Origin of the sequence: Bacillus cereus group sp. Bc031 (assembly GCF_027716265.1) — a bacterium.
GTDB lineage: Bacteria > Bacillota > Bacilli > Bacillales > Bacillaceae_G > Bacillus_A > Bacillus_A paranthracis.
Genome location: NZ_JAQFUL010000002.1, coordinates 74,885 through 88,406, shown reverse-complemented (window position 1 = coordinate 88,406; position 13,522 = coordinate 74,885). Strand labels below are relative to the sequence as shown.

Here is a 13,522-nt window from a genome sequence, read left to right as displayed (position 1 = left end):
TTATACGGTTGTCAACCTGTTAAAATGTCTTCATTCGGATATTTTATTTTCCGGTTCTTTTTACGTGCAAATGAAAAAGCTAATGTTAAAGGCCCCATCTTCCCAAAAAACATCATAAAGATAATAATAGCTTTTCCAATCATCGTTAAGTGTGGTGTGAAATTCATACTGAGACCGACAGTCCCAAATGCTGAAAATACTTCGAAAGCACTCATCAATAGAGGAACTCGCTCAGTAATGCTTAAAATTAAAATAGCAAAAAAAATAAATGAAATAGAAATAATAGTGATGGTTAATGATTTGACAATGAGAGTATCTTTAATGGACTTTTTAAACACGACAATATCATCTTGTTCTTGTAAAAATTTAAATACCCCAAAAAACATGATTAAAAAGGTTGTTAATTTAATCCCACCGCCAGTTGAAGCACTACCGGCTCCGATAAACATTAGAAGCATCATTAATAAAAGGGAAGGCTTTGATAATGCGGAAATATCAACTGTATTAAACCCGGCAGTACGCGTTGAAATAGCTTGGAAATAAGCGGCCATGCCTTCTTCAAATGGGGTAAAGCCTCTCATAGAAAGAGAATTGTGAAACTCGAATATAAAAATAAAAACAGTCGCAATAATATTGATGATTAGAGTAGAAGAGAGCATAAGTTTTGAGTGTAATGTAAGGTTTTTAAAATTTTTCTTTCTTTTTATATCTACGATTACTGTAAAACCAATCCCACCTAAAATAATGAGGGAGGAAATGACGAGATTGACAAGAATGCTGTGAGAGTGGGACATTAAATTATCGCTCCAAACAGAAAAACCTGCATTGTTAAAAGCAGAGATGGAATGAAAAAAGCTATAATAGATCCCTTTAGCAACCCCATATTTCGGTACCCATTCAAAAGAAAGAATGAAAGCAGCGATACATTCGACTGTAAAAGAGAATAAAAATAATGCTTTGGCAAGACGAATGACACCGCCTATATTCGTTTGATTTAATGCTTGTTGCAATAAAATTCGGTTTTGAAGGCCAATTTTTCTGCCAAGCATAATCGCAATTAAAACGGCAAAGCTCATAATGCCAAGTCCGCCCACTTGTATAAGTATTAAAATGACACATTGGCCAAATAAGGTAAATACTTTCCCAGTGTCCACAACACCAAGCCCTGTAACCGTACAAGCAGAAACGGTTGTAAATAAAGCATCGAGCCATGAAATAGACGTCGTTGTAGCAATTGGCAATTTTAATAAGCATGTACCGATAATTGATAACATAATAAAAGATAAAGTAAGAACACGGGGAGGACTCATGTGAATGTTAATCCGTTTCATGTTACATATCGTTCCTTTCAGTTTGCTTTTACTAGTATGTGAAAAAGCACCATTATGTATGTTAAAAATAGAAAGAGGCAGAGAATATCTGCCTCTAAGCCATATGTTATATTGTTATCCACGTAATTGTTGTTGAGCTAAAGAAACAAGACGTTTTGTTACTTCACCGCCAACTGATCCGTTAGAACGTGATGCAGTATTAGACCCTAAGCTTACGCCGAATTCTTGTGCAATTTCATATTTAAATTGATCAAGTGCTTGTTCAGCACCTGGAACTAGTAATTTGTTTGTTTTTGCCATGATGATACACATCCTTATGAGTAATCCAGTTCAGCTAAGTATGTATCTGAACTGGTACCGTTATTTTATGTGGAACCGGCGTGCTCATACGCGGAAGTAATCGGTGTGATTAGAAGTTATTGGATAGAAAAAAGAGTAGCAATTTTTGCTACTCTTTTTTTAGTATTGTCGCTGTACCTTCCACGACAATATCATCCGATTGATTATATATATTTGTTTGCAACGTAATGATTTTTTTATCGTCACGTTTTTTGATGACCTCTGCCACAACGCGAAGTGTATCGCCGATTTTGACAGGAGCGCGGAATGAAACGTTTTGAGATAAATAAATCGTATTTTTACCCGGGAGTTTCGTTCCAAGGATGGTAGAAATAAAACTTGAAACGAGCATACCATGAGCAATACGTTCTTTAAACATTGTCGTTTTTGCAAAAGAATCTAAAATATGAATAGGATTCACATCTCCAGTCAATTTTGCAAAATTGATAACGTCCTCATCCGTAATCGTTTTTGTAAGTGATGCTTGATCACCGACTTGAATCTCATCATAACGAAGCTCCGGGACGGTTTGTGCTTCTTGAAATGGATTCATTTTGTCCTCCTTCTTTTCCATATCGAAAAATGCTAGCCATCTTGATGTAGTAGGAGGAAGAAAGAGTTTTGTTTGTGCTGCAGTTAGCTCCCACATTTTTCTTACTTGATGGAAGTAAATAGATTTTTTGAGTTTTCCTCGAACTTTTTTGCGAGTTCCAACTGTTTTGTCTTGAAATCTTCCAAAAAACCTTCTAACTGTTTTTGAGCCTCTTCACGTTGTAATTGTTGTTGTTCAATAAATTGCTTCGTTGTTTCTTCAAATTGACCGCTTGTTTGAGTAAGGATAGACAAAGATGTTTTTGTAGGAGAAACAGTTAGCTGTTGCATATGAGCAGAAAGCTCTTTCCATTTGTCTTGCCACTCATTAATTTGATCATTTAAGGAGTTTCCAGTTAATTGCTTCACGTAATCTGTATACTGATTATTGAATTGAGTAGTAAATTGTTGCAGTTCTTTTTCTAGTTCATCTACTCCTGATGTTAATTTATGCAAAGCATCTTGTTGTTGTTTTAATGTTTCTAAAGTAAGTTGCTCTAATTGTTTCCCAGCTGAAGAGAAAAGGGAAAGTGATTGAGACCAGTTTTTCCAAAATGCATCGACTAATTCGTATGGTTTAGTTTCCATTGTTTGACCCCCAAATGTTTTTTTACATATTGTGAACGCAGATTACTCTGCTGTATCACCAGGTGAAGATGAAGAATCTTTTTCATCCTTTTCTGGAGAAGTAGAAAATGGAAAGAATGCATTGGTGTATAACGTGAAAAACGTCCGCAACATATTTTGATAATGCTCAAAAGAAGTCGCACATGTTGTTAAATATTGCTCTCCATATTCAGTTAAAGAATAAATTCTTTTTGCTGGCCCTCCGTCGCTTGTATCCCAAGTAGAAGAAATAAGGTTTTCTTTTTCTAATTTGCGTAGTGTTCTGTACACATTACCTTGGTCAACAGAAGAAAAGCCGATATCCATTAGCATTTGAATAAGTTTGTAACCATGAAGACTCCAGTCTTTAAGACAGAGAAGTAAGAAGGGAACTAAGAAGTTTTTTGGCATGGAGTTTGGTTGTTTTGCTTGGTTGTTCTCCAAACTTTCGCGTTGTTCTGGTTCATTATGTAGCATGATTGTGCATCACCTCATGAATCAGTTAGATGGAATTTTTTGCTTATAAGTGCAATTTACACCTATCTGTTTTTAAAGTCAATACATTTGTTAGAAAATAGAAAAAAATAAAATATAGACTTGAAGTTTTATTCGGAATATTAGAAAATAATGGATAGGTTGAATTGTTTCAAAAACGAAAAAGGGAGTGTAGGTAAAGTGATTGATCAAAAATTCGATCCACTACAAGCATGGAAAAATGCTTATGAACAAACCGAAACATTTTGGGGAAAAGCGCTCAATGAAACAATTAAAACAGAAGAATATTCTGCTTGGATGGGCAGCGTTCTAGATTTGAATTTGTTTTATCAAAAAGCATTAAATGATACGACAAAAAATTATTTAGAGCAGGTGAATGTGCCTACGAAAGAGGATATCGCTAGAGTGGCTACGCTTGTTATTAACTTAGAAAATAAAGTGGATAACATTGAGGAGTTTCTAGAAGATAAGGTAGAGTCAGTAGGACAAGCTCCTACATTAAAGCGTGATGTTACGAAAGTAAAACAAGATATTCGCACATTAGAAACGAAAGTTGATCAAATTTTAGAATTGCTAGAAAAGCAAAATGCAGTACTAGCAAAACTACAAGAACCTGTAAAAGAAGAAGTAAAACCTACGAATAAGCCAGAAAATAAAAAGTGATAATAGCGCTTGTTTATAACATATGAAAGAGAAAGGGAGAATCTCTTTTCTATGTATAAACAGCGAAACATAATTATATAGGGACTCCATAGTATGAGTACCAAAATGATTCATAATAGTCGTTCACAAATTCATTTAAGGGGGAAAAGAAATGGTTCAATTAAATGGAAAAGTAGCAATCGTAACAGGTGGAGCAAAAGGGATTGGAAAAGCGATCACAGTAGCGTTAGCACAAGAGGGCGCAAAAGTTGTTATTAACTATAACAGCAGTAAAGAAGCAGCTGAAAACTTAGTAAATGAACTAGGAAAAGAAGGACATGACGTTTATGCAGTTCAAGCAGATGTTTCTAAAGTAGAAGACGCAAACCGACTTGTAGAAGAAGCAGTGAATCATTTTGGTAAAGTTGATATTCTTGTTAATAATGCTGGTATTACAAGAGATCGTACATTCAAAAAGTTAAATCGTGAAGATTGGGAACGCGTAATTGACGTGAACTTAAGCAGTGTGTTTAATACGACAAGCGCGGTACTTCCATACATAACGGAAGCAGAAGAAGGTAGAATTATTAGCATTTCTTCTATTATTGGTCAAGCGGGTGGATTTGGACAAACAAACTACTCAGCAGCAAAAGCAGGTATGCTAGGATTTACAAAATCATTAGCATTAGAGCTTGCAAAAACAAATGTAACTGTAAACGCTATTTGCCCAGGGTTTATTGATACTGAAATGGTAGCAGAAGTACCAGAAGAAGTACGCCAAAAAATCGTTGCGAAAATCCCGAAAAAACGTTTTGGTCAAGCTGATGAAATTGCAAAAGGTGTAGTATACCTATGCCGTGACGGTGCTTATATCACAGGTCAGCAATTAAACATTAACGGCGGATTATATATGTAATGAAGTAAGAAAAAAGTGCATATCCATAGCAGGAATGCACTTCTTTTTTTAGAAGGAAATTGACCAAAAAGGAGATAGAAAAATGACTACATTCGCAACAGAATGGGAAAAGCAATTAGAGCTATACCCAGAAGAGTACCGAAAAGCATATCGCCGAGTGAAAAGGGCGAGTGAAATTTTATTACGTGAACCAGAGCCACAAGTAGGATTAACGCCGAAAGAGGTTATTTGGACGAAGAATAAGACGAAGCTTTATCGCTACATTCCAAAACAAGAAAAAACACAAAGAGTCCCAATTCTATTAATATATGCTCTTATTAATAAACCATATATTATGGATTTAACTCCTGGAAATAGTTTAGTGGAATATTTAGTGGACCGTGGTTTTGATGTGTATATGCTTGATTGGGGCACATTTGGTTTAGAAGATAGTCATTTGAAATTTGATGATTTTGTGTTTGATTATATTGCAAAAGCAGTGAAAAAAGTAATGCGAACTGCAAAATCGGACGAGATTTCTTTACTTGGTTATTGCATGGGGGGAACGCTAACTTCTATTTATGCGGCACTTCATCCGCACATGCCAATTCGTAACCTAATCTTTATGACAAGTCCTTTTGATTTCTCTGAAACAGGATTATATGGTCCTTTATTAGATGAGAAATACTTCAATCTAGATAAAGCGGTTGATACATTTGGAAATATTCCGCCAGAAATGATTGATTTCGGAAACAAAATGTTAAAACCAATTACGAACTTTGTTGGTCCATATGTTGCTTTAGTAGATCGTTCAGAGAATGAGCGCTTCGTTGAAAGCTGGAGGTTAGTTCAAAAGTGGGTTGGAGATGGCATTCCGTTCCCAGGTGAATCATACAGACAGTGGATTCGTGATTTTTATCAAAATAATAAATTGGTTAAGGGTGAACTCGTTATTCGCGGACAAAAGGTAGACCTTGCAAATATTAAGGCGAATGTCTTAAATATTTCAGGGAAACGTGATCATATCGCCCTGCCGTGCCAAGTAGAAGCGTTGCTAGATCATATTTCTAGCACAGATAAACAATATGTATGTTTACCAACGGGACATATGTCGATTGTTTACGGTGGAACAGCGGTAAAACAAACGTATCCGACGATTGGAGACTGGCTTGACGAGCGCTCTAAGTAAAAATAAAAAAATCCAACTAGCATATGTTAGTTGGATTTTTTTATGTAAAATAACAAAACATAGAAAGGAGAAATTTATATTTTAGGAGTATAATTATGAAGCTTATGATTGGTAAGTTGTTTTGGGATACAGGAGCTTCTATGCCTTGTTATCCATCGTTAGAAAATGATATGATATGTGATGTGCTTGTAGTTGGAAGTGGCGAAGCGGGTGCTCAAATAGCGTATTCGTTAGCGAAAATGGGAATGTGCGTTACACTTATTGAAAAAAATATGATTTCATGTGGCAGCACAGCTGCTAATACAGGGTTATTACAATTTCTTCATGATAAATCGTTAACCTCACTTATCCATACATTTGGGGAAGAAAAAGGGGTGCGAGCATATAAGCTTTGTTACGAAGCGTTACGAACAATGGAGAAAGTTGTACCGACTCTCGATATCGATCCCCAGTTTATTCCGCGAAACAGTTTATATTATGCAAGTAAAAGTGAAGATGTCTCATTTTTACAAGAGGAATACAAAACGTTACAGAATTATGGGTTTCCAGTTGAGTATTTTACAGCATCTGATATTAAGGAACGGTATCCTTTTACAAGACAAGCGGCATTATATACACATGGTGATGCTGAGGTAAATCCGTATTTATTAGCGCATAGCCTTTTGCATAAAGCAAATCAAATGGGTGCTACTATATATGAACATACAGAGGCCATACATATAAAAAAACGTCAAAATGATTTAATTTGTTATACGAAAACAGGAAATCAAATTGTAGCAAAGAATATTATTATGGCGACTGGTTATGAAGCACTTTTTGGAAAGAAAGAAAAAAATGCAATAGTAGAAACTTCTTATGCAATTGTAACAAATGAAATAGATCAGTTTGAAGGTTGGTATGAGCGATCATTAATTTGGGAAACAGCACGGCCGTATTTATATTTTCGAACGTATAAAAATCGTATTATTGTAGGCGGATTAGATGAAGCAATGCAAATTCAAACAATCGGTGATACGAAATTATTGCATAAGCGTGATGTCCTTATTAACATTATAAAAGAGATGTTCCCGCAGTATAAAGATATACAGGCGGAGTATTATTGGGCGGCAGCATTTGGCGGTAGTCATGATGGTCTCCCTATTTTAAAAGAAGATAATAAGATACATAATTTATTTTATGCATTGCCATATGGAGGTAATGGAACTGTGTATGGAATGGTATTTGCTAAAATTTTTGAGCAGTTATTTACAAATAAAGAAAGTGAAGATTTTTCTTTATTTAATCGATAGAAAAAAGGTAGCGAAGTGATGGAATGAGAGATATAAAAAAGTTTTTACAAAAATTACGCCCTGTACAACTCATTGTTCTGTTTTATTTATTAGCGGTAGTTGTATCGGTGATATTGCTTAGTTTACCGTTTGTTACGAAGCCTGGTGTCAAATGGACATTTATAGATGCACTTTTTACATCGGTTAGTGCGGTAAGTGTTACGGGCCTGTCTGTTGTTACGATTTCAGATACATTTACTACGGCAGGAATTATTATTTTAGCCCTTATTTTACAATTGGGCGGCTTAGGAATTATGGCGTTAGGTACATTCGTTTGGATTATAACAGGAAAAAAGATTGGTTTGCAGAGAAGAAGACTCATTATGGCAGACCATAATCAAGGGAATTTATCAGGTCTTGTAGAATTGATGCGTTCTATTTTAATTGTAATTATTTCAATAGAGCTTATTGGAGCGATATTATTAGGTACAAGATTCTTACTTTACTTTCCAACTTGGCAAGAAGCTTATTTTCACGGTTTTTTTGCAGCTGTTAGTGCAACTACGAACGGCGGATTTGATTTAACAGGACAATCGCTAATTCCGTATAAAAAAGATTACATTGTTCAAATGATTCATATGTTACTTATTATTTTAGGAGCAATCGGCTTCCCTGTATTAATGGAAGTGAAACAATTCCTTAGTAAAAGGAGACAGCAACTATTTCGTTTTTCGCTATTTACAAAATTGACGACAACAACATTTTTTGCGCTCGTGGTCGTTGGAACGATTATGATTTTTTTACTAGAACGAAATCATTTTTTAGCAGGAAAGTCATGGCATGAAACAGTTTTCTATACACTATTCCAATCTGTGACGACGCGAAGCGGGGGACTTGCTACAATGGATATACTTGAATTGTCACAACCGACGCTTTTATTTATGAGTATATTAATGTTTATAGGAGCATCTCCAAGTTCGGTTGGGGGCGGGATACGTACAACGACATTTGCTGTTAGTATATTGTCACTATACACTTTTGCAAGAGGCGGGAGAACGGTTAGAGTCTTCAAACGTCAGCTACATGAAGAGGACGTGCTGAAAGCATCTGTCGTTATGACAATGGGGATTTTATTATGTGCCACAGCACTATTTATTTTATCTATTACGGAAAATGTACCGCTTATGAGTTTAATTGTTGAAGTCTGTTCTGCTTTCGGGACGACAGGACTATCGACAGGTATTACGCCAGATTTAACAACTGTTGGTAAACTTGTACTCATTGTACTTATGTTTATCGGGCGTGTCGGTATTTTAACATTTATACTAGCTAGTGGCGGAAGAGAACAGCCACCTCGCTATAAATATCCGAAAGAGAGAATTATTATTGGATAGTATGAAACCATTCTACCTAACATAGGTAGAATGGTTTTTTAGTCATTAATGCCAAATTGCGGATGCATAAAAGTATCCTTCTTATTATCTCCTTCTTTTTTTAGTAACTCTTGATTTTCTTCTGAAATCCAACCAATATCATTTGTAGGATGGATCCATTCTTCTCCAGCCATAATGGCAGGATCTACATCATCACTCCAATTGTGAAGTGGACTGTTCTCGGAATCATATTTACTGTCTCCGATTACGACGTCATATTGATTTATGAAAGGTTGTTGCATCTTCTTTCCTGTTCCTTTAAAAGATGGGAAATTCATTTGATGCGGGAGCGTTTCGTCTAAAATTGGTGATTGAATCTTTTCTTTTTTCTTCAAAATCATCGCTCCTTTTTATAATGATTTCTTCATACGTAGTATTTCCATCGAACGCCTCTTATGTACTTGTTAACACTTGCCAGTAATAATTATTTTAAGTTGTTTCAAACTAGAGTAGAAAGTAATTTCTTGAGAGCAGGTGAATGTATTGGTAAAAAGAAAAGTGAAACAAAATGCGGCAATCAACAATAATAAAACTCCGAAAGAAAGCTTACCAGATGCAGAATTTGCATTAGAGTATGAAGGAGAAAATAACGCGAAGTATGCAAATCGTAATTCAAAAAAAGGTAAACAAAAGTGAGGCGTTTTTTACAAACGCCTCATTTTTTTGTGGGATTATAAAGGTTTTTTTAATTATTTGTAAATTTAGTGTTCATTATTAGCAGAAAAATGCGAAAAAACATAGAAGTAGCAACGTATTACACAAAAACAAACAACAAACAAAAGATTAATGTTGGTTTAATACTGCTTTTACACTAGTTGTTTATATTTGAGTTGTACATAAGATTTGTAAAAGGAGAGAGAGACAGTGAAAAAAACAATCTTTAAAGCTGTAGCAACTGGAATGGTATTTTCGTTATTAATGGGGTGTGGTGCAAAGAAAGAAGAAAGTACTGGGGCAAAAGTAAAAGATGATAAATTATCTGGATCATTAACTGTTTACACAGCAATTGAAGAAGAACTTGTACCAATTTATCTTGATTCTTTTAAAAAGAAATATCCAGATGTGAAGCTGAATATTGTTCGTGATTCAACTGGAGTTATTACAGCAAAATTGCTAGCTGAAGGAAAAAATACACAAGCAGATGTTGTATGGGGAACTGCAGCTTCAAGTCTATTAGCTTTAGATAAAAAAGATATGTTAAAAGGATACTCTCCAAAAGGAGCGGATCGCGTTTTACCGCAATTTAAAGATGATAAACAACCAGAAAAATGGGTAGGAAATACTGCATTTATGACGGGGATTGCTATAAATAAAGAAGAATTAAAGAAGAAAAATTTACCGATGCCAGAATCATACGAAGACTTAACGAAACCAGAGTATAAAGGAACGCTTGTTATGCCGCATCCAGCATCTTCTGGAACAGGATTTTTAACAGTTTCTGCATGGTTACAAATTATGGGTGAAGATAAAGGCTGGGATTACATGAAGAAACTTCATGATAATATGGCAACTTATACTCATTCAGGTTCAAAACCAGCGAAATTAGCGGGGGCGGGTGAATATCCAGTTGGTGTATCGATGGTTTATAGTGCTTTGAAAGAGAAACAAAAAGGTGCACCAGTTGAAGTTGTATTGCCAAAAGAAGGATTAGGTTGGGAAGTAGAAGCGAACGCACTTATTAAAAAAGATAATGCAAAAAATGAAAAATTAGCGCAAGCATTTTTAGATTGGGCAATTACTGATGATGTAATGAAGTTATACTTCGAGAAAAATGGATTTGCGACAATTAAAAATGATTATAAACTTCCAGACGGATTCCCTAAAGATGTGACGGAAAAATTATACAAAAAGAATGACTTTAAGTGGGCAGCAGAAAATCGTGACAAAATTTTAGAAAAATGGGAAAAAGAGTTTGGCCAAAAAGCAGAACCGAAAAAGTAAGTGAGTGGGAGAGAGAAAAAATGAGCGAATATTTATCAATTCAACACATTCAAAAACAGTTTGATGCATTTACAGCGTTAAAAGATATTTCTTTTACTGTGAAAAAAAATGAGTTTGTATGTTTATTAGGCCCAAGTGGCTGTGGGAAAACAACATTGCTTCGAATTTTAGCAGGGCTAGAAGAGGCGACAACAGGTAGTATAGCTGTGAATGGAAAAGATATTACAGCATTACCTCCTGGAAAGAGAAATTTCGGAATGGTGTTTCAATCATATGCATTATTTCCGAATTTAACAGCACTTGAAAACATTGAATACGGCTTAAAGACGAAAAAGTATGGAAAAGCAGAAGTAAAAGAGAAGGCGCTATCGGCGTTAGAACTAGTTGATTTACTGAATGTAAAAGATAAATATCCTGCTCAAATGTCTGGTGGACAACAGCAGCGAGTAGCACTTGCACGTGCGCTCGCTCTGTCTCCGGATATTTTGTTACTCGATGAGCCGTTATCTGCTTTAGATGCAAAAGTACGTGAAAAGTTACGTAGAGAAATGCGTGATTTGCAAGAAAAAGTAGGAGTAACAACTATTATGGTCACGCATGATCAAGAAGAGGCATTAACGATGGCTGATAAAATTGTTGTAATGAATCATGCGGAAATTATGCAGATTGGAACACCAGAGGAGATTTATCAAAGACCAGCCAATCCGTTTGTAGCAGATTTTATTGGTTCTATTAATTTCTTTTCGAAAAATAATGAAGAACATGCAATTCGTCCTGAACATGTAACGATTGTACAAAATGATGGTATTAAAACGGTTGTGGAAAGTATGGAATTTCGTGGATCTGTATACCGGACAGAAGTGCGAGTTATAGATGAAAAAACACATCTATATAATGAGAAAATCGTTGTAGATATATTGGCATCAGAAGTAGAAAAAACAGCTATTAGGAAAGGAAATCCGATTCAAATCTCTTTCTCAGAAAATCATATGTTGTCATATGGAAAGAAGGTTGTTGTATAGATGGAGATGTTAGAAGACTTAAAGGTAGAAAGTACGAAAAAAAAGATTAAGAGACGTATCGGTAAAGAAGAGTGGATACAAAGACTATTAATTATTGGTATGATTCTTGCTTTTTTGATTATGCTAGTATTGCCGCTATTACAATTGTTTACACAAGCTTTTTATGATAAAGATGGAGCTTTCATTGGTGTTGCGAATTTCAGTAAATATTTCACAACACCGACATTAGTTCAATCATTACAAAATACGGTATGGGTTTCGGGCGTGACAACAACTATTGCAGTAACACTTGCTTTTGCTTACGCCTATGCGATTGCTCGCACGAATGTGTTTGGGAAGCGTGTATTTCAATATGTCGCGTTGTTACCGCTATTCGCACCAACGATGATGCACGGTATTGCACTGACATATTTATTTGGTAATCAAGGATTAGTAACGAAAGGGATGTTTGGCTTGTTTGAAGGGATACAAATCCCTTTATATGGACCAGTAGGAATTGTAATGGCTGAAGTCATGTATACATTTCCGCAAGCCTTTCTTATATTGCTAATTGCTTTCCAAGGCTCTGATTATCGTTTATATGAAGCTTCTAATATGTTAGGAGCGAGTAAAACAAAGCAATTTCTAACTGTTACTTTACCTAGTGTAAAGTACGGATTAATTAGTGCGATGTTCGTTGTGTTTACACTTAGTTTTACTGATTTTGGCGCACCAAAAATTGTTGGTGGGCAATATAATGTACTTGCTACTGATGTATACAAACAAGTAATTGGGCAACAAAATATGCCGATGGGTGCAACTGTCGGAATGATTTTATTAATCCCGGCTATATTTGCGTTTGCAGTTGATCGTATTACGCAAAGAAAGCAGGCAAATTTCTTATCTTCAAAAGCGGTGCCATATAGAATAACTGCTAATAAGAAAAGAGATGTAGTCTCATTCATATATTGTAGTGTGATTACACTTATGATTATTCTTTTATTTGTGGCAGTTGGTATTGCGGCAAGTGTGAAAGTATGGCCATATAATATGAGTTTTACATTTGAGCATTTTAATTTTTCGAGTTTAACAGGTGATGGACTTGAAGCATTTAAAAATAGTGTAATTGTCTCAGCAGTTACAGCAGTTATTGGGGCAATTTTAACATTTATGTTCGCATATGCGATTGAAAAAATAGATCAGCTAAAGTTTTTCCGAAAAACAGGCTACTTTTTCTCAATCGTACCTTTAGCAATCCCAGGTCTAGTACTTGGATTGGGATACGTCTTTTTCTTTAGTCAACCAACGATTCAAATACTTGGACTTTCAGTAACGAATCCGTTTCATTCTTTATATGGAACAATCGCTGTGTTAGTACTAGTAAACATCATTCATTTTTATTCGGTAACATTCGTTACCGCAACGACTGCTTTAAAGAAATTGGACCGAGAGTTTGAGCTTGTTTCGCAGTCGATGGGTATTCCGTTTTATAAAACATTCTTTAGAGTAACAGTACCAATGTGTTTACCAGCAATTTTAGAAATGGTGATGTACTATTTCGTAAATTCGATGGTAACTGTGTCAGCGGTTGTATTTCTATACGCAGCTGATTTTAAACTAGCTGCCGTATCAATCGTAAATATGGATGATGCAGGAAATGTAGCGCCAGCAGCTGCAATGAGTGTACTTATTGTTGTTACAAATATTGTAGTAAGAGTTGTATATGAATGGGGAACGAAAGCACTTCGTAACCGAACGTCACAATGGCAAAAAAGATAAGTGAGAAGGGTG

Annotated in this window: 15 protein-coding genes; 9 read left to right on the top strand and 6 right to left on the bottom strand. The window is 35.4% G+C overall.

What is annotated here, in order from left to right:
- Positions 1-11: 11 nt before the first annotated feature.
- The 5 genes from PDQ33_RS01490 to phaQ all read right to left on the bottom strand — a co-directional run bounded on the left by PDQ33_RS01490 (position 12) and on the right by phaQ (position 3,344).
- On the bottom strand, positions 12-1,331 hold the full coding sequence (locus tag PDQ33_RS01490; protein ID WP_270754522.1) for a TrkH family potassium uptake protein: 1,320 nt from the start codon (positions 1,329-1,331) through the stop codon (positions 12-14).
- Positions 1,332-1,445: 114 nt separating this feature from the next.
- Positions 1,446-1,631, bottom strand: a complete 186-nt coding sequence (locus PDQ33_RS01485; RefSeq protein WP_001140707.1) for an alpha/beta-type small acid-soluble spore protein — start codon at positions 1,629-1,631, stop codon at positions 1,446-1,448.
- 148 nt (positions 1,632-1,779) lie between these two features.
- Positions 1,780-2,223: a MaoC family dehydratase gene (locus PDQ33_RS01480; protein ID WP_001067916.1), complete on the bottom strand. Its 444-nt coding sequence runs from the start codon at positions 2,221-2,223 to the stop codon at positions 1,780-1,782.
- A 101-nt stretch (positions 2,224-2,324) separates the two neighbouring features.
- Positions 2,325-2,849, bottom strand: coding sequence for a polyhydroxyalkanoic acid inclusion protein PhaP (gene phaP / locus PDQ33_RS01475; RefSeq protein WP_000448589.1), 525 nt, complete (start codon positions 2,847-2,849; stop codon positions 2,325-2,327).
- A gap of 42 nt (positions 2,850-2,891) precedes the next feature.
- Positions 2,892-3,344, bottom strand: coding sequence for a poly-beta-hydroxybutyrate-responsive repressor (gene phaQ, locus PDQ33_RS01470; RefSeq protein ID WP_000903020.1), 453 nt, complete (start codon positions 3,342-3,344; stop codon positions 2,892-2,894).
- Between the two features lie 198 nt (positions 3,345-3,542).
- Between phaQ and phaR the strand changes: the two genes are divergently transcribed.
- From phaR to PDQ33_RS01445, 5 genes are all read left to right on the top strand, one after another.
- Positions 3,543-4,025, top strand: coding sequence for a polyhydroxyalkanoic acid synthase subunit PhaR (gene phaR, locus PDQ33_RS01465; protein ID WP_000566940.1), 483 nt, complete (start codon positions 3,543-3,545; stop codon positions 4,023-4,025).
- Between the two features lie 151 nt (positions 4,026-4,176).
- Entirely contained in the window at positions 4,177-4,920 is a 744-nt protein-coding gene (locus tag PDQ33_RS01460; protein WP_000250412.1) for an acetoacetyl-CoA reductase, read from the top strand.
- A gap of 82 nt (positions 4,921-5,002) precedes the next feature.
- Positions 5,003-6,088 (top strand): class III poly(R)-hydroxyalkanoic acid synthase subunit PhaC, encoded by a 1,086-nt coding sequence (gene phaC / locus PDQ33_RS01455; protein WP_000206335.1) that lies wholly within the window; start codon positions 5,003-5,005, stop codon positions 6,086-6,088.
- Positions 6,089-6,183: 95 nt separating this feature from the next.
- Positions 6,184-7,377 carry an NAD(P)/FAD-dependent oxidoreductase gene (locus tag PDQ33_RS01450; RefSeq protein WP_061131193.1) on the top strand — a complete coding sequence of 398 codons (1,194 nt, stop codon included), beginning with the start codon at positions 6,184-6,186 and terminating at the stop codon, positions 7,375-7,377.
- Between the two features lie 23 nt (positions 7,378-7,400).
- Positions 7,401-8,750, top strand: coding sequence for a TrkH family potassium uptake protein (locus tag PDQ33_RS01445; RefSeq protein ID WP_001204709.1), 1,350 nt, complete (start codon positions 7,401-7,403; stop codon positions 8,748-8,750).
- 38 nt (positions 8,751-8,788) lie between these two features.
- Here the strand turns inward: PDQ33_RS01445 and PDQ33_RS01440 are convergent, their stop codons facing one another.
- Positions 8,789-9,124 carry a DUF3905 domain-containing protein gene (locus PDQ33_RS01440; protein ID WP_061131194.1) on the bottom strand — a complete coding sequence of 112 codons (336 nt, stop codon included), beginning with the start codon at positions 9,122-9,124 and terminating at the stop codon, positions 8,789-8,791.
- A gap of 148 nt (positions 9,125-9,272) precedes the next feature.
- On the opposite strand from PDQ33_RS01440, the gene PDQ33_RS01435 reads away from it, so the two are divergent.
- The 4 genes from PDQ33_RS01435 to PDQ33_RS01420 all read left to right on the top strand — a co-directional run bounded on the left by PDQ33_RS01435 (position 9,273) and on the right by PDQ33_RS01420 (position 13,510).
- Positions 9,273-9,425 (top strand): hypothetical protein, encoded by a 153-nt coding sequence (locus PDQ33_RS01435; RefSeq protein WP_061131195.1) that lies wholly within the window; start codon positions 9,273-9,275, stop codon positions 9,423-9,425.
- A gap of 228 nt (positions 9,426-9,653) precedes the next feature.
- Positions 9,654-10,730, top strand: a complete 1,077-nt coding sequence (locus PDQ33_RS01430) for a putative 2-aminoethylphosphonate ABC transporter substrate-binding protein (RefSeq protein ID WP_061131196.1) — start codon at positions 9,654-9,656, stop codon at positions 10,728-10,730.
- A gap of 20 nt (positions 10,731-10,750) precedes the next feature.
- The gene (locus tag PDQ33_RS01425; RefSeq protein ID WP_000006183.1) at positions 10,751-11,752 is read left to right on the top strand and encodes a putative 2-aminoethylphosphonate ABC transporter ATP-binding protein; all 1,002 of its coding nucleotides are present in this window, start codon (positions 10,751-10,753) and stop codon (positions 11,750-11,752) included.
- The gene (locus PDQ33_RS01420) at positions 11,753-13,510 is read left to right on the top strand and encodes a putative 2-aminoethylphosphonate ABC transporter permease subunit (protein ID WP_270754524.1); all 1,758 of its coding nucleotides are present in this window, start codon (positions 11,753-11,755) and stop codon (positions 13,508-13,510) included. It abuts the gene before it with no gap.
- The last annotated feature ends 12 nt before the right edge of the window (positions 13,511-13,522 follow it).